This is a genomic window from Parabacteroides sp., from assembly GCF_977054455.1.
In genome coordinates this window covers 108,240-130,601 of sequence record NZ_CDRTCT010000005.1, presented here as the reverse complement: position 1 = coordinate 130,601, position 22,362 = coordinate 108,240, and the positions used below count along the sequence as shown (strand labels likewise).

The following is a 22,362-nucleotide window of genomic DNA, read 5'->3' as shown; positions in this document are numbered from 1 at the left end:
CCCTTATTTCATCTTTAAGAAATACTGGCGCCGGTCTTCAGGATAATGCTCGATGGCATAGCGGAGAGCCGTACGCGGAAGCTGTGTCGCATAACGTTCCAGAAAGTCGGTGAGGGTATCCCGGTCCCTTTTGCCCACCTCGCGGAGCATCCAGCCTACGGCTTTATGCATCAAGTCATGTTTATGCGTCATCAACCGTTCGGCCAACGCCAATGTATCGGTAAAATCCGAACGGCGGATAAAGGCCCAGGTACAGACGATCGAAATCCGCTGTTCCCAGAGGTTATCGCTGGCAGCCAGTTCATACAGGACGGAACGGTCCCGGTCCACCAAATATTCGCCGACAATATCCCGGCAGGATAAATCCACCAAATCCCAATTATTGCAGCGGCGGGTATTCTTCAGATAGAAACGATACATCCTTTCCCGTTCAACTTCCGGAGTCTTCTTATCCTGAAAACGATAGACCAAAACCAACAGGGCGCAAAGGCGGGCCTCATGCCACGGACTATCCAGCAGGAGTTGCAATTCTTCCAGTGGCATCGCTTTGTTGGCCTTGGCTATGCTGCGGGTTTGCGGGACGACGACTCCTAAAAAGCGGTCGCCTTCGCCATATTGCCCCGGTCCGGTCTTGAAAAACCGGCTCAGATGGGCGGCTTTTTCGGGTGAACCGACCGATTGCAGTTCACTCAGCACAAACTCCGCCGTCATGGACGCAGCACCCGTGACACAGGACGGTCGCCTTCCAGGAATCCGATTACATTGTTGCAGACCGTACGCGCCATGATAATACGCGTTTCCAGCGTCTGCGTCCCGATATGGGGCGTCAGGACGACATTTTCCATTTCCAGCAACTCCGGCAAGGGATAATCGCCGAACTCGAAGACATCCAGGCCGGCGCCATGAATCGTCCCGTCTTTCAACGCCTGCACCAAAGCCTTTTCATCGACCAAAGGGCCGCGGCCGGTGTTGATCAGGACGGCTGTCGGCTTCATCTGCTTCAGTTCGGCTTCCCCGATGATATGGTAAGTTTCCGGTGTATAAGGGACATTCAGGGAGACGAAATCGGATTGGGAGAGGAGCTCCTCTTTGGAAACGTATGTCACGTTCAGCTTTGTCTCTTCTTCGACATACAGTTGGCGACGGTTATGATAGAGGACTTCCATACCACAAGCATTCGCCCGGCGGGCAAGGGCTTTCCCGATACGTCCCATACCGATAATACCCAACGTCTTCCCGGTCACGTTGATGCCTAAATTCTCCAAGACACCGACTTTCATGCCAAGACCTTCCCGGCGCAGCTTACGGTCGCATTCGGTAATGCGGCGTGCCACATCGAGCATCAGGCCGAGTGCGAGATTGGCGGTAGGGGCCGTCACGGGGTCGGGGGTATTGGCTACCGTGATTCCTTTTTCAAGGCAGTAGGCGACATCGATATTGTTGTAACCGACGGCATAGTTTGCCACCATTTTCAGTTTGGAGGCACGGTCGATCAATTCCTTGTTTACCGGGAAATCGAACATCGAGCACAACACGTCATACTCCGGAATCATCTCTAAAACTTCTTCGTACGTAAAATCTCTTCCTTCGGGAAAAGTAACTTCATACTTGCTTTCCAGCTCGGTAAAACCTTCGCGGAACATGTCGTAAGTAACTAATATCTTTGTCATAACTATTCTTTTTATTCAACTTAATGAAGGTAAATGATCATTTATCTGTTACTTTCGGGTTGATTCGAAAGTGTATGGTCACGGATAAACCGTACGGCTAAGGGGAAAGCGGCGGCGCACATACTGCCGTGGTCAAAACCGCCTAATTCGTAAAGGGTCACATCAGGATGGCCGAGCAGTTTGAAGAGGCGGTAGAAATAGGCGGACTCTTCGTAACGGCCATACAATTCCTTCTCACGGTCACCGGAAAGGATCAGGATAGGGGCGCAGTCCGGACGGACGTGATACAAGGGAGCCGTTTCGTCGATCGTCGGCTGCAAAGGTTCCAGCCCTCGCCGGTTGCGGGTTTCGAAATGGGTGATCACCTGACCGCTGAAAGGGATGATCCCGGCAAGCTTGTCGGCATCTTTCCCGTAACGCGCCAACTGCTTCTTATCCAACCCGACCATATCGACCAGATAACCGCCGGCGGAATGGCCGGCAATATAGATGGAGGAGGGGTCGCCACCGTACTTTCCGATATTATCGAATACCCAGGCAACGGCAGCAGCGGCATCATCCACGATCTCCATCGTCTCCACATGCGGCGACAAACGGTATTCGACACCTACGACTACCATGTCGTCCGTCAATAACGCGGAAGGGACTTCACGGCTCCCGCCGGTCAAGCCGCCGCCATGAAACCAGACTACGACCGGCGCGTTTTGTACGCCCGGCCGGTAAGCGATATCCAGACGGCACATCTTGGAAGCATATTCATCACCTGCATTTCCACGGTACGGGACATTACGCTCATAGGAATAATCGGCAGCAATAGCCATCACAGCCAACCAGACAAGCAGCAAGGTTAACCCGATTTTATTCATCATATTATACACCAAATTTGAATTGATTAAACACAAAAAACATCCTCCAAAAGTAATCAGCTTTTTGCAACTAAGCAAACAATCTGCCATTTCCCGCCTTCTTTTTCCGATAAAGCCGATTATTTCCTATTTTTGTAACCATTAACAAGTATCTTATTACCTGTCAACAACTACTATGGTTCTAAATTATATCTGGATCGCCTTCTTTCTGATTGCTTTCGTGGTGGCGCTTTGCAAATTAGCCATCGGCGGAGACACGGAAGTTTTCACCAACATCATCAACGCCTCCTTTGCCTCGGCAAAGACAGGGTTCGAGATATCCCTCGGACTGACGGGAGTCCTGGCTCTCTGGCTCGGCATCATGAAAATCGGGGAAAAAGGGGGCTTGATACAGGCGTTTGCCCGGTTGACGGCGCCCGTGTTCAGCAAGCTCTTTCCGGGAATACCGAAAGACCATCCGGCAACGGGCTCCATTTTCATGTGCATTTCCGCCAACTTGTTAGGCTTGGACAATGCCGCCACGCCGATGGGACTGAAAGCCATGAAAGAGTTGCAGGAGCTGAACACGCAGAAGGATTCAGCCAGCGATCCGATGATCATGTTCCTTTGCATCAACGCTTCGGGACTGACGCTGATCCCGGTCTCCATCATGACCTACCGGGCACAGATGGGAGCGGCCAACCCGGCCGATGTCTTCCTGCCCCTCATGCTCGCAACCTTCTCTTCCACCCTGGTCGCCATATTGGCGGTCTGCTTCAAACAACGGATCAACATCCTGCAACGGAACCTGCTGCTTTTCTTCGGCGGTATGATCGCGTTCATCGGCGGTCTGGCCTTGCTTTTCGGGATGATGAGCCAGCAGTCGGTCTCCCTCTACTCTACCCTGTTTGCCAACATTTTGCTTTTCTCCATCATATGCGGATTCATCATCAGCGGAATCCGTAAGAAAATCAATGTCTACGACACCTTTATAGAAGGGGCGAAAGAGGGGTTCCGGACCGCCGTGACCATCATCCCCTACCTCATCGCCGTATTGGTCGCCATTGCTGTTTTCCGGGCTTCGGGAGCGATGGATTTCCTGATCGACGGCATCCGCATGGGAGTCGCGGCAGCAGGACTGGACACGCAGTTCGTGGAAGGCCTGCCTACCATGCTGATGAAACCGCTCAGCGGCAGCGGGGCGCGGGGTATGATGCTGGACGCGATGAACACCTACGGCGCGGACTCGTTCATAGGCCGCCTCTGCTCCATCGTGCAGGGATCGAGCGACACGACTTTCTACGTCGTCGCCCTCTATTTCGGCAGTGTCGGAATCCGCAACACCTACTATACGATCCCCTGTTCACTACTGGCCGATTTAGCCGGGGCGATTGCGGCGGTAGCTATGACGTATCTGTTTTTTACCTAATATCAAAATGACACTCCTACCCCATGTAAATCGGATTAGTAGTGCATCTATTTGGAATTAGTATAGCGGGTAATATTTTTTAACATACCATTCGGAAAGATAAAACACAAAAAGAATAACAATATGGCAATAGCATTCTACGCGGAAGACATCAAGCTTCCGGCAATCAAAAAGAGAGCGGTCGGCAACTGGGTGAAAGAGGTTGCCGCCACATACGGAAAGAAAGTCGGCGATATCAGCTACATCTTCTGTTCCGATGAGAAGATACTGGAAGTAAACCGCCAGTACCTCCAACATGATTATTATACGGATATCATCACGTTCGATTATACCAGCGGCGACAAGATATCGGGAGACCTGTTTATCAGCCTCGATACGGTGAAGACTAATTCCGAAACCTTCAACACTCCCTACAACGAGGAACTCCACCGTACCATCATCCACGGCATCCTCCATCTATGCGGCATCAACGATAAAGGGCCTGGAGAACGCGAGATCATGGAGGCCAACGAGAACAAAGCACTGGCGATATTGCCGGAGGAATGCCGGGAAAGTTAACTTTCCCGGTAAAAAGAAATGTCTGGAACCACTTCCTGTTAAGGATGCTGCTGAAGAGGTTGTATGATATGTGTGCCTGAAAAAGCCTGTGTATGCTCCGGTTATATCTGCTTTTAACCGGAGCAATGTTCCCAAAACCGATTGCTCGCCATCACCATCACAAATACTCATTCCAAACGACCATCTACTCATTTGCCGGATATTCCCCGGCATTATCATATAGATTTGAATTCCTAGAAACAGGCAAATAAAGGATTGGTAACAATAATAAATTATCCGGCATGAAAGGCACAACTATTTTCTTTCTATCTATTCTGTTAATAACGACAGGTTGCAAAAGACAGGTTCAAACGGCAGACGACTTGATCACGGTAGATGTCACGGCAAAATATCCCTATAAAGAACTGATTCTGCAAGACTTTATGGATGTTGAATATATCCCGTTAGAGACAACGGACGAATTCCTTTGTCAAGGTAATATATGGGCGGTAGGCAAGAATGTCATAGTCGCGACCAACTTTAATTTTAGCGGGGATATTTTCCTCTTTGACCGGAAAGGGAGAGCTTTGAAAAAGATTAACCGAAAAGGACATGGTAATGAAGAATATGCATTATTCAATAGAATCGTATTAGATGAAGAAAAGGAAGAAATATTTGTCAACGATATTTCTAAGAAAATACTTGTATATGACCTGGAAGGTAATTTCAAACGGAAAATCTCATGGAAAGGAGATTTGCTACCTTTTGAAATGTATAATTTTGACCAGGAAAACCTAATCTGTCGCGATCATTTTCATAACAATACCGGGCAATCATTTTTACTTCTATCCAAACAAGACGGTCACATTACAAAAGAAATTCAAATACCATTTGAAAAGAAAAAGTCGATTGTCATTTGGTCTCAAGATAGGAAAATGACCTATCACCCACAAACATCTCATCCCATAATGCCTTATTTTAACGATTATGTATTAACAGAATATTCAGCCGATACGTTGTATAGCTATTCACCAGACCATGCTTTGAAACCATTCATTGCAAGGGTCCCATCCATCCAATCCATGAATCCTGAAGTTTTTCTTATACCGAGTTTGCTCACGGATCGATACTTTTTTATGGAAGCGCTTGAAAAAACAATTGAAATCTCGTCTATTGATCTATTATATGACAAGCAGGAAAAAGCTTTATTCAGATATAGAGCCTATAACTCTGATTACGTAAATAAGAAAGAAGCCTTCTTAAAATCAAAACCTTTAAACGGCAAAATCCCATCCTGCCAATTTTTAGAAGCATCGGATCTTATCCGGGATTATAAAGGGGGAAAGCTAAAAGGCAAATTAAAAGAGATCGCCTCTCAGTTAGACGAAGATTCCAATCCGGTAATTATGCTGATAAAACATAAAAATTAAAGCTTATAAAACAGACCTTTGTTAAAAGGGAATCTATATAAGAATCCCTGTTTTGGTTATGTCAAGGTAAAGGGGATTATTTGTATCTTCTGTAAGTAAAACAGGCTCTATCAGGTTACTTACTTTACGTTTAAGCTTCCAAAGAATAGGCGTATCTTCAAAATAGTTTTCACTAAGATGTTCCACTACAACCGCAATGTCAATGTCACTATCTTCTCTATAATTTCCTTTGCTATAAGAACCATAAAGATACAAAGCCTTTAATGGAAGCAATGAAGCAACCATTTCTTTATATTTCTTTGCAAGTACTATAGCTTGTTCTTTATCCATAACTGCAAATTTCGAGTGTCCACTAATAATTTTTCACAATAATCTTTTGTAAGGCTTTTCATCAATCTGTCTTTGTAAGAAGGATAACGTGCTTCTATATTTAACGGTTCAAGTCTGTCTATAAAGTCCAATTGTTCATCTGAAAGTTGTCCGTCCAATCCTGTTCTCTCTGCCAATCTGGATAAAGAATGTATTTTTAACGGAGTTTCTTCCAGATTTTTAGACCAAAAGGCTTTCAATATCTTCTCTATTGTTTGATGGCACATGAAACCCACATATAGATAACGACTCGTAGCTAACATTGCATTAGCTGTTTCTAAGTCATAATCAGACATCTCAATCCAATATATCACCTTCTTGTCCATTTGCGTAAATATTTACTTATGACAAAGATACACATTCATTTGTCATAATCAAATAGTTGACTCTACAGATTTTAAGGGAAAAATCACCCAAAAGACATAAACTTGAATGGTAGCCCTCTTTTCTTCCGAAGAAAAAGAAAAGAATAAACGAGGTCCGATACTCATTCAAAACAACCATCCGCTCATTAAGTCAATAATAAGCGGTCTTTACGGGATATATTTGAAGGGTAATTCAATTATTCATCTTATTTTTACAGGTATGAAAACAGCACTCCTATTGCTTCTCCTTTTTCTGGTAAACAGCGGTTCGGCTGAAACGTTCGTCCCCTATACGCCCGACTCTTTGAAAAAGGGCGATTGGGTGGAAATCGAGTCCGTCCACTACTATCCCTATGTGGCTCCGGGCATCGAAGAAAAGGTTCCCTGGCGGGCGGAAAACATCCGACGAATCACCTTCAGGGCGACCGTAACGGAGCTGAATGAACGTACCCTCACCCTCGATTTCACGTTCAAGAGCCTGTACGATTGCAAGAACGATACCGGGAAGCCCGGTTTCTACTATTTTGACAGCCGTTATCAGCAGGACTTTACGTTCGATCACGAGATGGTCGGCAAACGCATCCTGCGCGTCACATACGATCGGGAAAGCCGGAAAGCACATACTTTAGACAGGCAAGAAACTACCTTTTCTTACTCGAAAAACTATGTTCCTTTCGGAGTAAGACAGGCAGGGTTGTCCGCCTATCCGGAAACGACTGTCCAGGATTCCTTACTCTTGGACAAACTGCTTGCACCGGCGGCACAGGATATCCTGACCGGCTGGCAGAAAGACGGGATGCCTCGGCTGGCACAAAACACGCGGGTCATCGACGCCTCGTTCTCCCTTCCTCCGAATACGGAATTTACCTGTAGCTATGTCAATTTCGACTTGTCTGACGATTCGACCGTCCACAAGAAGATATTCATCGCCTACCCGACCGAACACAATGTGGGCGAACGGGTGACGCTACGGCTTACTCCGGGGGATTCCATCACGCAAGACAAAGAATTGTTTGCCACAACGCACAAAAGACGTTATCAGGGACGGGGAAGCGAACAAAACAATCTCCAATACAGCTACCGAAGATTCGCCGACCTGTACGAATCAGACCTTTATATGTACCCTTCGGACCTCGAATCTCCCGATAAAATGAAAAAAGCCTTCCAACTCCGCGAATCTCTGTTCCAAAATGTATTAGCGAAAGATTTTAAAAACATGGATCCTTATTGGCGGATGGTATTCGAACGTTCGGAACAGTATCTTAAAGGGGCGCTTGCCCTTCATCTCTATATGTATGCCAACGATAAAGAAGTTTGGCACAAAAGCGGCTTGGTCGACTGGCAAGCTCCCTATTTCGTATCGGTCAATCCACTTATCGATTTTGCATACAGCATGCATCGACCGGAGGTCGCTAATTACTTTTATTTTTTGAATGTTTACACGATGTATAAGAAACAGGAATTGAAATCAGACAACCTGAACCTAAAAACACAAAAAGCGAAGGAAAAATATGTATTGAATCCGGCAGATGATTATTTTCTGAATAAACATATCCTCTCCGGCTTTCCCAAATATCAAGTAAACGAAATGAATTTACAATTTTTAATACACGATAAAACGTTAGCTGAAACTCAAGAGGATTACAACGATTTTATCCGCTCCTGTCCGGATACCAGCCTGACAAATCAGCTTCGAAGAGCATACGATAAACTATTGCCCTTCGAAGCCGGAAAAAATATCCGGGAAAGCGGCCTTATGATAGCCGATAGCCTGCATCTGGTAAAAGGAAGCGACCGAAAATACATCCTGCTGTTTTTATCAACGAGGGAACAAGGTCTTCCAGCGCCAAGCCTTCAAAATGCACTCGATTTCAAGAAACGCCTCGAATCGGAAGGGCTGGCCTCCATCGTGCAACTCGAATTATATTCAAAATTCCAATCTAACAATGCCAAACGGGTAAAGCCTTTTAAAGCTATTTCCGATCTGCAAATAGAGGAATTAAGGCGTAAGGAACTCGGCACCGTGACGATCCTGATGCGTGAAGACGGGACCATCCTCCATCGGCAATTTACGAATTGGGAATTTGATCCCAGCCCCGCCTTGGAAATCATTCAAAACGACCTGAAACGGGAAGACGAATCTTTCAACGACTTTATAAAGGGATTCAAAGAAGGAGTATTAGGTACGCTTTTAATCGCGGCAATCATCGGCGTCGTTTATTATTTCCGGGTGAAAGGAAGGCAAAAGAAGGAACGTAACCGCCGCCGCATCCGTGAACTCGAACTACGCGCCATCCGTTCCCAGATGAACCCGCATTTTATATTCAATGCGCTCAGTTCGATCCAGAACCTGATCAACCGCTCGGCCAATCAGGAGGCGAATAAATACTTGATCGACTTCTCACGCCTGTTGCGGAAAGTGCTGGCGACTTCCGAAAAGAAACTGGTCCCCCTCTCCGACGAGATCGAACAATTACAGCTCTACCTGAAGCTCGAACAGCTCCGTTTCCCCTTCTCCTACTCGTTGACGGTAGACAAAAATATCGAACCGGATGCGATCGAGATTCCGGGGATGCTGATACAGCCTTTCATCGAAAACGCCGTCAAACACGGAATCGCTCCGCGCGGTACGGGAGAAATCATAATTCGATTATCTTTGCAAGACCAGTTGTTGGTCATCGACATCATCGACGACGGTCCCGGAATGAAAGCTGAAGCGGGAAGCGGCTTCGGTATCCGTGCCATCAGCAACGAGTTCGAGATATTAAAGGATTTGTACAATACGGAAATCGGCATAACGATCGAAAACAGGCAGGAGAAAGAATCCGTTTCCGGTTGCCATGTCCGGCTATCCGTTCCTTTATAAGACAAAATATGAATACAAAAATAACAGCAGCAATCGTAGAAGACGAGCAGGGGAACCGGGAGAACCTGCTCCGTATGATCGGGAGGCATTGTCCGCAAATCAGGATATCGGCCGTTTGCAGTTCCGTCACCGAAGCCCGTGCCGTGCTGCTTGAAGCTAAACCGGATATCCTTTTCCTGGATATCCGGTTGGGCGACGATACCGGCTTCTCCCTCTTAGGCAGTCTTGCTGAGATTCCGTTTGAAGTGATCTTCGTTACCGCCTACGACAGCTATGCGATCCAGGCCATCCGCTTCAGCGCACTCGACTATTTGCTGAAGCCTATCGACCCGGAAGAACTGACGCATGCCGTAGACAAGGCGGTCCAGGTCGTCCTTCGGAAACAGGAAAACAGACGGATGCAGAACCTCCTGCAAAACACGCAAGTATTGGACAAGCAAAAGAAAATAGCCCTGTCGGTCGCCGATAAGATAGAATTTGTCGAAATCGGTTCCATCATCCGTTGCGAATCCGAAAGCAACTACACGACCTTCTATCTGAAGTCGGGAGAAAAACTGATCGTATCGAAGACACTCAAGGAGTTCGACGAATTGCTGACCCCCTACAACTTCCTCCGCGTCCACCAATCGCACCTGATCAACCTTGATGAAATCAAAAGTTTCATCAAGAGCGACGGCGGATATATACGCATGAAAGACGGAGCCTCGGTCAGCATTTCCCGCCAACGGCGGAACTATGTGATGGAAGTATTAAAGCAATTATAAACCAAGCCGCCTGAGCGATCGCTCATTCCTTGTATTTCAGATCGAAACGGCCTTTCGTGATGCGTCCTCCCTCGAAAGTGCCGCTGAACACGCCGTCCGACATACGGGAGATGTAGACCTTGCCATCCTCCATATTTTGATTCTCAAAAGATACATTCACGCAAGGAAGTGTCTCGCCCTGCTTGGGATCGGCAATCGTAAAACGGATAAACGAACCAAGGCCGACCTGCGCCGAAACCGTCATGCCGGAGCCCTCTTCCCGCTCCCAATATTCCGCGACAGGCAACCCCCACCGACCGCTTGTGTACACCCAGCCGTCTACCAGGCAACCGAATGTATTCGTCCCGGTCGTAGTAGCTTCGGGCATGACCGTCGGATCGACCGATTCGTTCTCTTCACAGGCCACACAAAACAGCAACAAACAGATAAATAACAGATCTCTCATAACCGTATCTGATTAAAAGTGTAAATTCATACCGAACAATAAGGATAATCGGGAGAAGCATCCTCCGCCATCGCTCAATTCAGGAGATTCGACCTGCCATTTCTGGCCGTGGTACCTGACCGAATAGCTCTCGGAGGAGGTAACGATCCAGTTCAGTTTTGCGGAAATCCCCACAAGCGGAGAAAGACGATACTCACCCCCCGCCGACAGATTATAGGCCAGTTTATTCATTGACACATCCCGCGGCTTGCCGTACACAAAACTTCTATCTTTATAATGCTGATATCCCACCCCGGTCGACAAAGACAGATTGTATTTCTGCTTCACCATAAACAAGGCAAGCTGAGGCGCGATATAATGCATCAGGATCTTGTCGGAACTTTCGTCATGAGTGTTTTTATAGCACCCGCCCTGATAGACAAGTCCGGGAGCGAGCTTAAACGAACCGGAGATATATTTGTCACCCAAGAAATAATAGTCGGCATCCCAGGCGATCCCATTCCGTAAACCATTCCGATAAGCGTCGGCGTTGTTCGTGATCCCGATCATTTTCCCCAAATACCAGGACGGCCCTGCATGAACGGAGAACATCGACTTCCCGGCAGACGCCTCCTGGGCCAAAACCGACACCGCCTGTATCAACAGCCCTAACAAAAGTACATACTTTTTCATAACATTTCTTTTAGACTTATATCAGTAAGATGGTCGCAGCATTCGGAACGCTGCATACCTCGACCGATAAGTTTCGTCGAACCTTAACGAAACAAAGCATAAGCAAAATATTCTTTGGGATGATGACTGAAAGGCCGAGTATGACTATCTTTGCAAAAGAAACAAAGACAATTAGGACAATGACTTTCAATTACGATGTGATCGTGGTAGGTGCCGGTCATGCCGGCTGTGAAGCCGCAGCGGCGGCCGCCAATATGGGTTCGAAGACGCTTCTCATAACAATGGACATGAACAAGATTGCGCAGATGAGTTGCAATCCGGCGGTCGGAGGTATCGCCAAAGGCCAGATCGTCCGTGAAATCGACGCTTTAGGCGGATATATGGGAATCGTGACGGACCGGACAGCCATCCAGTTCCGTATGCTGAACCAAAGCAAGGGACCGGCGATGTGGAGCCCGCGCTCCCAGAGCGACCGCGCCCGTTTCATCGAATGCTGGCGGGGAATACTGGAAAACCTGCCGAACCTGTATATCTGGCAGGATACCGTACGCGAACTGTTGCTCGACGGGAATACCGTATGCGGCGTAAAGACGGATATGGGAGTCGAGTTCCATGCGAAAAGCGTAGTCTTGACAAACGGGACTTTCCTGAACGGGCTTATGCACATCGGCCGGACACAAATCAGAGGCGGCCGCATAGCCGAACCGGCGGCGACCGGACTGACCGAACAACTGGTCTCATTAGGCATCAAATCCGAACGGATGAAGACCGGAACGCCTGTGCGTATCGATGCACGGAGCGTGCACTTCGATGAAATGGCGGAACAGCCCGGAGAAAACGACTTCCATAAGTTCTCTTATATGGACACTTCGCACCGCGTCCTGAAACAGCTAAGCTGTTGGACAACGTTCACCAACGAAGCCTGCCATGCAGTCCTGCGCGAAGGCCTCCCCGACTCCCCGTTGTATAACGGACAGATCCGGAGCATCGGCCCGCGCTACTGTCCGAGCATCGAGACGAAGATCGTGACGTTTGCAGACAAGCCCCAGCACCAGCTCTTCCTGGAACCGGAAGGCGAAACGACACAAGAATACTACCTGAACGGCTTCTCCTCCTCCTTGCCTTTAGAGATACAACTACGCGCCCTGCAACAGATCCCGGCATTCCGCGACATACAAATCTACCGTCCGGGATATGCAATCGAATATGATTTCTTCGATCCGACACAGCTCCACCATAACCTGGAAACAAAACATATCCGCAACCTGTTCTTTGCAGGACAGATCAACGGGACGACCGGATATGAGGAAGCCGGCGGACAAGGATTGGTGGCCGGAATAAACGCACATATCAATTGCCACGGCGGAGAGCCGTTCGTCTTAGGACGCGACGAAGCCTATATCGGCGTATTGATTGACGATCTTGTCACGAAAGGCGTAGACGAACCTTACCGCATGTTTACCTCGCGTGCAGAATACCGCATTCTGCTCCGCCAGGATGATGCGGACATGCGTTTGACGGAAAAGTCGTATCATCTCGGCTTGGCAAAGCAGGACCGCTACGATCTGCTGAAAGAAAAAAAGGCAAGCCGGGACGCGATCATTTCTTTCGCAGAAAACTACTCCATCAAACCGCAATATATAAACAGCGGACTGGAGGCGCTGGGCACTACCCCGCTCGCACACGGATGCAAGTTGATCGAACTGATTCCGCGTCCTCAGATCACGTTGGAGAATATCGCGGAACTGGTTCCGGCATTCCGGACAGAACTGGACAAGGTTCCTGTTTCACGAAAGGAAGAGATTATCGAAGCGGCAGAAATCTTAATCAAGTATAGCGGCTACATCCGCCGCGAGCAGATCATCGCCGACAAGATAAACCGTCTGGAGAATATCCACATCAAAGGCAAGTTCGACTACAATTCGATCCAGTCTTTGTCTACGGAAGCCCGCCAGAAACTGACACGGATAGACCCGGACACGATAGCCCAGGCAAGCCGCATTCCGGGTATCTCCCCGAGCGACATCAACATCCTTTTGGTGATGTTGGGGCGCTAAAGGCGGAATGTTCCACGTGAAACATTTACTTTAACAACAATAGCGTAAAAGACTGAAAATAGGATAGAAATAGATGCAAAAAGAAATGAGCGCAACCGAGGAACATATAAAAAACATCCTTTCCGTCATACCGGAATCGCCAGGCTGCTACCAATACTTCGACGAGAAGGGAACGATCATCTATGTAGGCAAAGCAAAGAACCTGAAGCGTCGCGTTTCCTCCTATTTCAACAAAGAGCACGACAGCAACAAAACGCGTGTCCTGGTCAAGCAGATACGGGACATCAAATACTTTGTTGTCGACACCGAAGAGGACGCGCTTCTTTTGGAGAACAACTTGATCAAGCAATATCGCCCCCGGTACAACGTGCTGCTGAAAGACGACAAGACCTATCCGTCCATCGTTGTCAAGAACGAATATTTCCCGCGCGTATTCCAAACCCGGAATATCGTACGGGACGGTTCGCGCTATTACGGTCCCTACCCTTCCATCTACACGGCAAAGGTCATGCTGCAAATGTTGAAAGAGCTGTATCCGCTACGTACCTGCAAATACCCTCTTACCCCCGAATCCATCGCGGAAGGACGGTATAAAGTTTGCCTCGAATACCATATCAAACGCTGCAAAGGACCTTGCGAAGGATTGCAGACACTGGAGGAATACCAGCAAAACATTTCCGAAATAAAGGAAATCCTACGCGGAAATATCTCGCAAATAAGCAAGCATCTGTACGAAGAGATGCAAAAACTGGCCGGAGAATTGCGGTTCGAGGAGGCACAGAAGATCAAAGAAAAGTATGAAGTCATCGAGAATTACCGTTCCAAATCGACAGTGGTTACCCCGATGCTCCACAATATAGATGTATTCTCGCTGGCCGAAAACGAGAATTCCGCCTACATCAATTACCTGCATATCGGCAACGGGGCGATCGTGCAAGCCTATACGTTCGAATACAAGAAACGCTTGGACGAGTCGAAAGAGGACCTGCTCAGCCTGGGGATCATCGAAATGCGCAACCGCTTTAAAAGCACCGCACGCGAAATCATCGTTCCTTTTCCGCTGGATATAGAACTGGAAAACGTTTCGATCACCGTTCCGCAGCGCGGAGACAAAAAGAAGCTGGTGGAATTGTCGGAGATGAACGTGAAGCAGTATAAGGTCGACAAGCTGAAACAAGCGGAGAAACTGAATCCGGAGCAACGCAGCACCCGCCTTTTAAAAGAGATACAGGACACGCTTCATCTCTCGAAATTGCCGGCACACATCGAGTGCTTCGACAACTCCAATATACAGGGAAGCGATGCGGTGGCTGCGTGTGTCGTCTTCAAAATGGCGAAACCATCGAAAAAAGATTACCGGAAATACAACATCAAAACGGTTGTCGGCCCGGACGACTACGCCTCGATGAAAGAGGTCGTACGCCGCCGTTACCAGCGTGCCATCGCCGAAGAGGCTCCCCTGCCCGACCTGATCATCACCGACGGTGGAAAGGGGCAAATGGAAGTCGTGCGCGAAGTGATCCAGGACGAACTGCACTTGGATATTCCGATTGCCGGGCTGGCAAAAGACGGGAAACACCGGACTTCGGAACTCTTGTTCGGCTTTCCCCCCGAAACGATCGGCATGCCGATACAAAGTTTCATGTTCAAATTCTTCACGCAAATACAGGACGAGGTGCATCGTTTCGCCATCACTTTCCACAAGGATAAGCGAAGCAAAAGCCAGACAAAATCCGAATTGGATACGATAAAAGGGATCGGAGAAAAGACAAAAGTATTACTTTTACGTCATTTTAAGAGCGTAAAACGCATCCGCGAAGCCGGCTTCGACGAACTGAAGGAAGTGATCGGAGAAGCCAAAACAAAAGCATTATTAAATGGTTTAAAATAAAGATATGAGAACATTGATACAACGGGTACAACATGCCTCCGTAACCATAGACGGACAGCTGAAGTCCAAAATCGGGAAAGGCCTGCTCGTGTTGGTCGGCATTGAAGACCGCGACACGCAGGAGGATATCGAATGGTTGTGCAAGAAGATTGCCAACCTCCGCATCTTTGACGATGAAAACGGCGTTATGAACCGCTCTGTCGTCGAAACGGAAGGGGAAGTGATGGTGGTCAGCCAGTTTACCCTCCACGCCTCCACAAAGAAGGGGAACCGCCCTTCCTATATCCATGCCTCCAAACCGGACATAGCCATTCCGATGTACGAGGCTTTTTGCGCCGAGATGGGCTTGCAGATCGGAAAGGAAGTGCAGACCGGCACGTTCGGCGCCGACATGAAAGTGGAACTGGTGAACGACGGGCCTGTCACGATCTGGATCGATTCACAGAATAAAGAATGATAAAGATATGGCAGAAATTACACTCAAACAGGCACAGGAACAGGTGGACAGCTGGATCAAAACGTATGGCGTCCGCTACTTCAACGAACTGACGAATATGACCATCCTGACCGAAGAAGTCGGCGAACTGGCCCGCATCATGGCCCGCACATACGGCGAACAGTCTTTCAAGGAAAGCGACAAACACCGTGATTTAGGCGATGAAATGGCCGATGTCCTATGGGTATTGCTTTGCCTTGCCAACCAGACAGGCGTCGATCTGACTGCTGCTTTCGAAAAGAATCTGCAAAAGAAAACGGACCGCGATAAAGAACGACATATAAACAATAAAAAGCTATAAGATTATGGTACACGAACACGATCACGAATGTGGATGCGGACATCACCATCACGATGAAGACGCCGAACATCTCCACACCAACAAATACCTGCAGGCATTCGCCAAATTCGAAGCGGCCGGCACGACGGAAGAAGTCGCCGAACGGGTAAAGACACTGCTCGGAAAACAGGGGAACGACAACTTCACTCCCGACGTCTTGAAGCAGATCCACGGTTTCATCGACCTGACCTCGCTCACCAGTATCGACACGAAGGAGAGCATCTGGAAACTGGTCGACAAGGTGAACGATTTCGAAGGAACCCGCCCCGACGTGCCCAACGTGGCCGCCATCTGCACCTATCCCCTGTTTGTGGAGACGGTAAAAGAGGCCCTCTCCGCACAGGAGGTAAAGATTGCGTCCGTAGCAGGCGGTTTCCCCTCCTCGCAGACCTTCATGGAAATAAAGATTGCCGAGACGGCGATGGCCGTCATGCAGGGAGCCGATGAAATCGACGTTGTCATGAACTTAGGCTATTTCCTGGAAGAGAACTATGACGAACTTACCGAAGAACTTCAGGAGATCAAAGAGAGCTGCCGTGATGCCAAACTGAAGGTCATCCTCGAGACAGGTGCCCTCCAGACTCCCGAAAGCATTCAGAAAGCGGCTATCCTCGCGGTCTATTCCGGTGCGGATTTCATCAAGACATCGACCGGGAAGGGCTATCCGGGCGCCACTCCGGAAGCCGTCTACACGATGTGCCAAGTCCTGAAAAAGTACCATTCCATCACGGGAAAGCGCGTCGGCATCAAAGTCGCAGGCGGTGTCCGCACGGCAGAAGAGGCTGTCCGCTACTATACCGTTGTCAAGGAAGTATTAGGAAACGACTGGTTGAATAAAGATCTGTTCCGCATAGGAGCCAGCAGCCTGGTGGAAGACATCGAACATCGTTTGGGAAAATAAGAAAAGCAACGGGACATTTCCCACAAGCCCATAGTCTTTTTTCCAAAAGACAACGACATAAATTCGGCTACATCCGGATGTTCCCTCCCACTACACCCGGATCTACCCTAAACGAACACCCGGATGCAGGGATCGCCTACATCCGGGTGTCGTCGTGTTTATATAAGCAGTTCATTCATCTTTTTCCGTATCTTCCGGAAGTTTCTCCAAGGTACTATGCGCATTCAACGGAGAGACAACAGAACGTCCCAACTGACTTTCCAATTGCTGCCTGGCCACTTTGGCGACCTTACCGCCTTCCATCGCGACAGAGGCGTTTTCATCGAAATTTTGAGGGTTCTTTACTTGCGAAAGTTCCGTTGTGGAGGCTTCGGCAAGCATATTCAAGATTAACTCCGTATTAGTCATATTATCCCGGAGGTTTTCTTTCTTAAGCCCCTTATACGCCTTATATTCTTTCGTCGTTTTATCAGACCAAGTCTTTGTGATAATATCGGTCAAAGAAGCGAACTGTACCCCTTCTTCCATTCCACAACGCTTCCATTCGTCCGTCAGGTTCTTACGGATCTCGATGCTTTTTAATCGTTGATTGATCCAGCTGTCAGAGTATCCCAAACGTTTATATTCCCACATAGCACGATCTATCGTCAATTCAGGATCCTGCAATTCATCAATTCTTTCACTGGCAATCTGTGCCATCCACCCTTTGAAAGGTTCGGCTTTGGGAGAAGGGACGGATTGAATCAGGCGGAAAAGTTGTTCGGTATCGGCAACATCGGTAAGACGTTTCTTTCCATCTTCGGCTACTAATTTCAACTGGTTACAATTTGTAACCGTTTCATTTCCCTCCTTCTTCAACCGATTTTTCAATACTTTCCAATAATTTCGAGGATCAGGACTGTCGGTTAACACACCTATTACATCTACAATAGAAAAGTACCATTTTTCCAGTTCATCGTCCCAAACGGTCCGGACTTTACGCTCTTCGAAGAGCTTAATCGCTTCTTTTTTTGTCATAGTCACTGTTTTTAAGTAATATCTGGCAAAGATACTGATAATAAAGCAGCAAACCTAACTTTCCCTCGGCATATTTATCAAATTGATTTTCAACCAATAACGTATTAAATGAAAAGAAAAGTGTGATAGAGAGTGACACAGGAGTGATAGATGAAAAGGGCATCTATCACACTCAATACATGTTGATATACAAAGGATGCAAGGAAAAAAGTGATAGAGTGACAGTAAATACGCGAAAATCTATTTACGTCGCTCTACGATGTAATCGGCAAGCGACAGCAAACCCTCGCGTGCTTCCGATTCAGGGAGTGTCATCAAAACCTCTACCGCTTTGTCATGATATACCTGCATGCGCTGTTCGGCATATTCGATTCCCCCGTTCGCTTTCGCAAAATCAATCAGCAAGTCTATATTCTCTGTGGTAAAGTCTTTCTCCTTTATGATATGAAGGCAATGTTCAGCCTCTTCCCTCTTGCCCGTCTGCAAAGCGTGCAGCAAAGGGAGCGTGACCTTTCCCTCCCGGATATCGTTGCCGGTCGGTTTGCCGATATTCGCCTCCTTGAAGTAGTCGAAGATATCATCTTTGATCTGGAAACAGTAACCTAAGTATTCACCGAACTCCCGGCATTTTTCCACCATTTCACCGGATGCTCCGGCCGAGATGGCACCGATCTCGGCACACGCGGAAAGCAGCATGGCCGTTTTTTTCCGTATCACCTGCATATAGCAGGACTCGTCGATGATGCTTTCTTCAGCCGTCTCCAACTGTTTGATCTCCCCTTCCGAAAGATCGCGGCCCAGGTTGGAAACGATACCTATGATTTGCAGATTACCTGTCTGGATAGAACGGATCAACGCGGTGGAAAGGACATAATCGCCCACTAAGACAGATATGCGGTTGTCGAATATGGCATTCAGGGAAGGGACACCACGACGCTGTTTGGTCTCGTCGATCACATCATCATGAATCAGTGTGGCAGTATGAAGCAATTCCAGCAAAACAGCCGAATTGATCGTATTATCCGTTACCTGCCCGCATGCTTTAGCCGCCAAAAGTACCAATAAGGGGCGGACATGTTTCCCGCTCGCATTCAGTATCTGGTCAATAGCCGATTGCAAACGATTCGTTTCGCTTCGCAGCGAAGCAGCAAACTCATCATTAAAACGTTGAAACTCTACGGCAACCGGTTGTTCTATTTTACTTCTATCCTTCATAATCGATCCTAAGATGCGCAAAAGTAACAAAAAGTATCGAGTAAGCGAGTTTTTTCGTACATTTACCGACAATTGTCACACTAAAACGTGTTAAAAGAGATGAAGTTATTCCTCATAGATGCTTATGCATTGATTTATCGGTCTTACTACGCTTTTATCAAGAACCCGCGTATCAACTCCAAAGGTATGAACACTTCGGCCATCTTCGGTTTTATCAACAGCCTGGAAGATGTCCTGAAACGTGAAAACCCGACCCATATTGCGGTAGGCTTCGACCCGAAAGGCCCGACTTTCCGCCACGAAGCCTACGAACAGTACAAGGCGCAACGGCAAGAGACACCGGAAGATATCCGCAAGTCGGTCCCTTTCATCAAAGACATCATAGAAGCCTACAATATCCCGATACTGGAAGTCCCGCGCTATGAAGCCGACGATGTGATCGGCACGGTTGCCAAGCAAGCCGAAAAAGAAGGCTTCGAGGTTTATATGATGACACCTGACAAAGACTACGGCCAGCTGGTGTCCGAACATATATTCATGTACCGTCCCCGCTTCGGCGGTGACTACGAGATTATGGGCGTACCCGAAGTGCTGGGCAAATACGGCCTGACATCGGTCAACCAGGTGATCGACCTTTTGGGACTGATGGGCGACAGTTCCGACAACATCCCCGGATGTCCGGGTGTCGGTGAAAAGACCGCCCAGAAATTATTGACCGAATTCGGAACGATCGAAAATCTTTTGGAGAATACCGACAAGCTGAAAGGTTCCCTTCAAAAGAAGGTCACGGAGAACATGGAGCAAATTCGTTTCTCCAAGTTCCTGGCCACTATCAAGACGGATGTCCCGATCCGGTTCGATGCCGCCAAATGCATCCGTGAAAAGATGAATGAGGAACGTCTCATAGAGATTTACACCGAATTAGAATTCAGAACATTTATTAACAGGATGCGCGGAGAGCCGGAAAAAGTCAAAACGGAATTCAAAGCGGCGTCAGCTCCGGCAAAGAATAACACGAAGAAAAAAGCAGTTCCCACAGGCCCCATTCAAGGCTCGCTCTTTGAAGAATTTGCGGCCGAGCCTACGGTTGTTCCCAAATATTCGACTCTCGCGAACTTAAAGTCCACTCCTCACACCTATCATCTTGTTGATACAGAGGAGAAAAGAATCGAATTAGGACGGTTTTTGGAGGAACAGGATTTTTTTGCTTTTGACACGGAAACAGATAGCGTCGATCCGCTGAAGGCCGGATTGGTCGGAATGTCGTTCGCGGTGAAGGAAAACGAGGCTTGGTACGTCCCTGTTCCGGCAGCCCGCAAAGAAGCGGACAAAGTTCTTGCCCACTTCTCCCCCGCCCTGCAAAACCCGAAATCGCTCAAGATCGGACAAAACATAAAATTCGACATCCTTGTCGTCCGCAAATACGGAATCCGGGTAGCCGGCCCTCTATTCGACACGATGATCGCCCACTACCTTCTGAATCCCGAATTGCGCCACGGCATGGACTATCTTGCCGAAACGTATCTTAAATATAAAACGGTACACATCGAGGAGCTGATCGGGCCGAAAGGGAAAAAGCAACTTTGCATGCGCGACGTCCCCATCCCACAGGTAGCCGAATATGCCGCCGAGGATGCGGACATCACGCTCAAGCTGAAAAACTATTTTGCTCCCTGCCTGGAGAAAGAAGGACTCGGATCGCTTTTCTATGACATCGAGATGCCTTTAATATATGTATTGGCCGAAATGGAATATACGGGAGTGACGCTCGACACCGTCGCCCTGAAACAATCGTCCGGAGAACTGACAGCCGCACTCAAGAAGTTGGAGAAAGAGATTTACGAACTGGCAGGAATGAAGTTCAACATCAATTCCGCCCGGCAGGTCGGCGAAGTCCTTTTCGATCACCTCAAGATAGAAGAGAAAGCGAGGAAGACGAAGACAGGCAGCTACAGCACGAGTGAAGAAATACTGGAAAAAATGCGTTCCAAACATCCCGTCGTGGAAAAGCTGCTCGAATATCGCGGGCTGAAGAAGCTGCTCAGCACCTATATCGACGCCCTGCCCGAACTGATCAACCCGGAGACCGGCAAGATCCACACGTCCTACAACCAGGCAGTCACCTCGACCGGCCGCCTCAGCTCCACCAATCCGAACCTGCAAAACATTCCGGTACGCGACGAATTGGGACGTGAAATCCGGAAAGCCTTTACAGCCGAAAACGAAGACTGTATCTTCTTCTCCGCCGACTATTCGCAGATCGAACTACGCATCATGGCTCACCTCAGCCAGGATGCCCACATGATAGAAGCCTTCCGCAGCGGAGCCGACATCCATGCCGCCACTGCCGCCAAGATATACGGCATTCCGGTCGAAGAAGTCACTTCCGACATGCGCCGGAAAGCGAAAACGGCCAATTTCGGCATTATCTACGGTATCTCCGTATTCGGGTTGGCCGAACGGCTGAACATCCCCCGTGCAGAATCGAAAGAGTTGATCGAAGGCTACTTCAAGACCTATCCGGACATCCGCGCCTACATGGACGAAAGCATCGAGGTGGCGAAAGAAAAAGGATATGTAGAAACGATCTACAAGCGGAAACGTTTCCTGCCGGATATCAACTCCCACAACGCCATCGTGAGGGGATATGCCGAACGAAACGCGATCAACGCTCCGATCCAGGGCAGTGCCGCCGACATCATCAAGGTGGCTATGGTCCGTATCTTCAACCGTTTCGAAACCGAAGGCCTGAAAAGCAAGATGATCCTGCAGGTACACGATGAATTGAACTTTAACGTCTACAAGGACGAACTGGAAAAAGTGAAACAAATCGTATTGGATGAAATGGAAAATGCAATCAAGCTGCAAGTTCCTCTGATCGCCGACTGCGGTGAAGGGGTGAACTGGCTGGAAGCGCATTAACAAAAACACATAAAGATTATAAATCATATCATTTATACACTATCTTTGTAGTGAACTTTATTGCAAAGAGTTGCAATATCACATAGTAAAACAGAAGCGTTATCATATTGTCCTTAAGCAAGAAAATCGCC

Annotated in this window: 20 protein-coding genes; 11 read left to right on the top strand and 9 right to left on the bottom strand. The window is 48.1% G+C overall.

Annotated elements, in window-relative coordinates:
* Nucleotides 1-3: 3 nt before the first annotated feature.
* From ACW6QF_RS03775 to ACW6QF_RS03765, 3 genes are read right to left on the bottom strand one after another with little or no spacing between them, the layout of a single operon-like run.
* Nucleotides 4-711 (bottom strand): DNA alkylation repair protein, encoded by a 708-nt coding sequence (locus ACW6QF_RS03775; RefSeq protein ID WP_456086884.1) that lies wholly within the window; start codon nucleotides 709-711, stop codon nucleotides 4-6.
* The gene (locus tag ACW6QF_RS03770; protein WP_456086883.1) at nucleotides 708-1,670 is read right to left on the bottom strand and encodes a 2-hydroxyacid dehydrogenase family protein; all 963 of its coding nucleotides are present in this window, start codon (nucleotides 1,668-1,670) and stop codon (nucleotides 708-710) included. Before ACW6QF_RS03770 ends, ACW6QF_RS03775 begins: the two co-directional genes overlap by 4 nt.
* Nucleotides 1,671-1,711: 41 nt before the next feature.
* On the bottom strand, nucleotides 1,712-2,539 hold the full coding sequence (locus ACW6QF_RS03765; protein WP_456086882.1) for an alpha/beta hydrolase: 828 nt from the start codon (nucleotides 2,537-2,539) through the stop codon (nucleotides 1,712-1,714).
* Nucleotides 2,540-2,711: 172 nt separating this feature from the next.
* Here ACW6QF_RS03765 and ACW6QF_RS03760 point away from each other — a divergent pair, with 172 nt between their 5' ends.
* The 3 genes from ACW6QF_RS03760 (at nucleotide 2,712) to ACW6QF_RS03750 (ending at nucleotide 5,911) form a co-directional block, all read left to right on the top strand.
* Complete coding sequence (locus ACW6QF_RS03760; RefSeq protein WP_456086881.1) at nucleotides 2,712-3,944, top strand: nucleoside recognition domain-containing protein; 1,233 nt, start codon at nucleotides 2,712-2,714, stop codon at nucleotides 3,942-3,944.
* Nucleotides 3,945-4,067: 123 nt separating this feature from the next.
* Nucleotides 4,068-4,502, top strand: coding sequence for an rRNA maturation RNase YbeY (gene ybeY / locus ACW6QF_RS03755; protein ID WP_456086880.1), 435 nt, complete (start codon nucleotides 4,068-4,070; stop codon nucleotides 4,500-4,502).
* A gap of 281 nt (nucleotides 4,503-4,783) precedes the next feature.
* Nucleotides 4,784-5,911 (top strand): 6-bladed beta-propeller, encoded by a 1,128-nt coding sequence (locus tag ACW6QF_RS03750; RefSeq protein WP_456086879.1) that lies wholly within the window; start codon nucleotides 4,784-4,786, stop codon nucleotides 5,909-5,911.
* 33 nt (nucleotides 5,912-5,944) lie between these two features.
* On the opposite strand, the gene ACW6QF_RS03745 is transcribed toward ACW6QF_RS03750, so the two are convergent.
* Both ACW6QF_RS03745 and ACW6QF_RS03740 read right to left on the bottom strand, forming a co-directional pair.
* The gene (locus ACW6QF_RS03745) at nucleotides 5,945-6,241 is read right to left on the bottom strand and encodes a nucleotidyltransferase domain-containing protein (protein ID WP_456086878.1); all 297 of its coding nucleotides are present in this window, start codon (nucleotides 6,239-6,241) and stop codon (nucleotides 5,945-5,947) included.
* Complete coding sequence (locus ACW6QF_RS03740) at nucleotides 6,220-6,606, bottom strand: HEPN domain-containing protein (protein ID WP_456086877.1); 387 nt, start codon at nucleotides 6,604-6,606, stop codon at nucleotides 6,220-6,222. Before ACW6QF_RS03740 ends, ACW6QF_RS03745 begins: the two co-directional genes overlap by 22 nt.
* A 259-nt stretch (nucleotides 6,607-6,865) precedes the next feature.
* Here ACW6QF_RS03740 and ACW6QF_RS03735 point away from each other — a divergent pair, with 259 nt between their 5' ends.
* On the top strand, nucleotides 6,866-9,511 hold the full coding sequence (locus tag ACW6QF_RS03735) for a sensor histidine kinase (RefSeq protein ID WP_456086876.1): 2,646 nt from the start codon (nucleotides 6,866-6,868) through the stop codon (nucleotides 9,509-9,511).
* An 8-nt stretch (nucleotides 9,512-9,519) separates the two neighbouring features.
* The gene (locus tag ACW6QF_RS03730; RefSeq protein WP_456086875.1) at nucleotides 9,520-10,275 is read left to right on the top strand and encodes a LytR/AlgR family response regulator transcription factor; all 756 of its coding nucleotides are present in this window, start codon (nucleotides 9,520-9,522) and stop codon (nucleotides 10,273-10,275) included.
* A gap of 22 nt (nucleotides 10,276-10,297) precedes the next feature.
* Here ACW6QF_RS03730 and ACW6QF_RS03725 read toward each other — a convergent pair whose 3' ends face one another.
* Together ACW6QF_RS03725 and ACW6QF_RS03720 are read right to left on the bottom strand one after the other, a co-directional pair.
* The gene (locus ACW6QF_RS03725) at nucleotides 10,298-10,720 is read right to left on the bottom strand and encodes a hypothetical protein (protein WP_456086874.1); all 423 of its coding nucleotides are present in this window, start codon (nucleotides 10,718-10,720) and stop codon (nucleotides 10,298-10,300) included.
* 12 nt (nucleotides 10,721-10,732) lie between these two features.
* Nucleotides 10,733-11,392 carry a hypothetical protein gene (locus ACW6QF_RS03720; protein ID WP_456086873.1) on the bottom strand — a complete coding sequence of 220 codons (660 nt, stop codon included), beginning with the start codon at nucleotides 11,390-11,392 and terminating at the stop codon, nucleotides 10,733-10,735.
* 179 nt (nucleotides 11,393-11,571) lie between these two features.
* On the opposite strand from ACW6QF_RS03720, the gene mnmG reads away from it, so the two are divergent.
* From mnmG to deoC, 5 genes are all read left to right on the top strand, one after another.
* Nucleotides 11,572-13,449, top strand: coding sequence for a tRNA uridine-5-carboxymethylaminomethyl(34) synthesis enzyme MnmG (gene mnmG / locus ACW6QF_RS03715; RefSeq protein WP_456086872.1), 1,878 nt, complete (start codon nucleotides 11,572-11,574; stop codon nucleotides 13,447-13,449).
* Nucleotides 13,450-13,534: 85 nt separating this feature from the next.
* Nucleotides 13,535-15,340 carry an excinuclease ABC subunit UvrC gene (gene uvrC, locus ACW6QF_RS03710; protein ID WP_456086871.1) on the top strand — a complete coding sequence of 602 codons (1,806 nt, stop codon included), beginning with the start codon at nucleotides 13,535-13,537 and terminating at the stop codon, nucleotides 15,338-15,340.
* Nucleotides 15,341-15,344: 4 nt separating this feature from the next.
* On the top strand, nucleotides 15,345-15,797 hold the full coding sequence (gene dtd / locus ACW6QF_RS03705; RefSeq protein WP_005633815.1) for a D-aminoacyl-tRNA deacylase: 453 nt from the start codon (nucleotides 15,345-15,347) through the stop codon (nucleotides 15,795-15,797).
* A gap of 7 nt (nucleotides 15,798-15,804) precedes the next feature.
* Nucleotides 15,805-16,137, top strand: coding sequence for a nucleotide pyrophosphohydrolase (locus tag ACW6QF_RS03700; RefSeq protein ID WP_293732421.1), 333 nt, complete (start codon nucleotides 15,805-15,807; stop codon nucleotides 16,135-16,137).
* Nucleotides 16,138-16,141: 4 nt separating this feature from the next.
* On the top strand, nucleotides 16,142-17,077 hold the full coding sequence (gene deoC, locus ACW6QF_RS03695; protein ID WP_456086870.1) for a deoxyribose-phosphate aldolase: 936 nt from the start codon (nucleotides 16,142-16,144) through the stop codon (nucleotides 17,075-17,077).
* Between the two features lie 171 nt (nucleotides 17,078-17,248).
* Here deoC and ACW6QF_RS03690 read toward each other — a convergent pair whose 3' ends face one another.
* Both ACW6QF_RS03690 and ACW6QF_RS03685 read right to left on the bottom strand, forming a co-directional pair.
* Nucleotides 17,249-18,094, bottom strand: a complete 846-nt coding sequence (locus ACW6QF_RS03690) for a BRO-N domain-containing protein (protein WP_119215938.1) — start codon at nucleotides 18,092-18,094, stop codon at nucleotides 17,249-17,251.
* A 240-nt stretch (nucleotides 18,095-18,334) separates the two neighbouring features.
* On the bottom strand, nucleotides 18,335-19,309 hold the full coding sequence (locus ACW6QF_RS03685; RefSeq protein WP_456086869.1) for a polyprenyl synthetase family protein: 975 nt from the start codon (nucleotides 19,307-19,309) through the stop codon (nucleotides 18,335-18,337).
* 99 nt (nucleotides 19,310-19,408) lie between these two features.
* On the opposite strand from ACW6QF_RS03685, the gene polA reads away from it, so the two are divergent.
* Nucleotides 19,409-22,231 carry a DNA polymerase I gene (polA, locus tag ACW6QF_RS03680; protein ID WP_456086868.1) on the top strand — a complete coding sequence of 941 codons (2,823 nt, stop codon included), beginning with the start codon at nucleotides 19,409-19,411 and terminating at the stop codon, nucleotides 22,229-22,231.
* The last annotated feature ends 131 nt before the right edge of the window (nucleotides 22,232-22,362 follow it).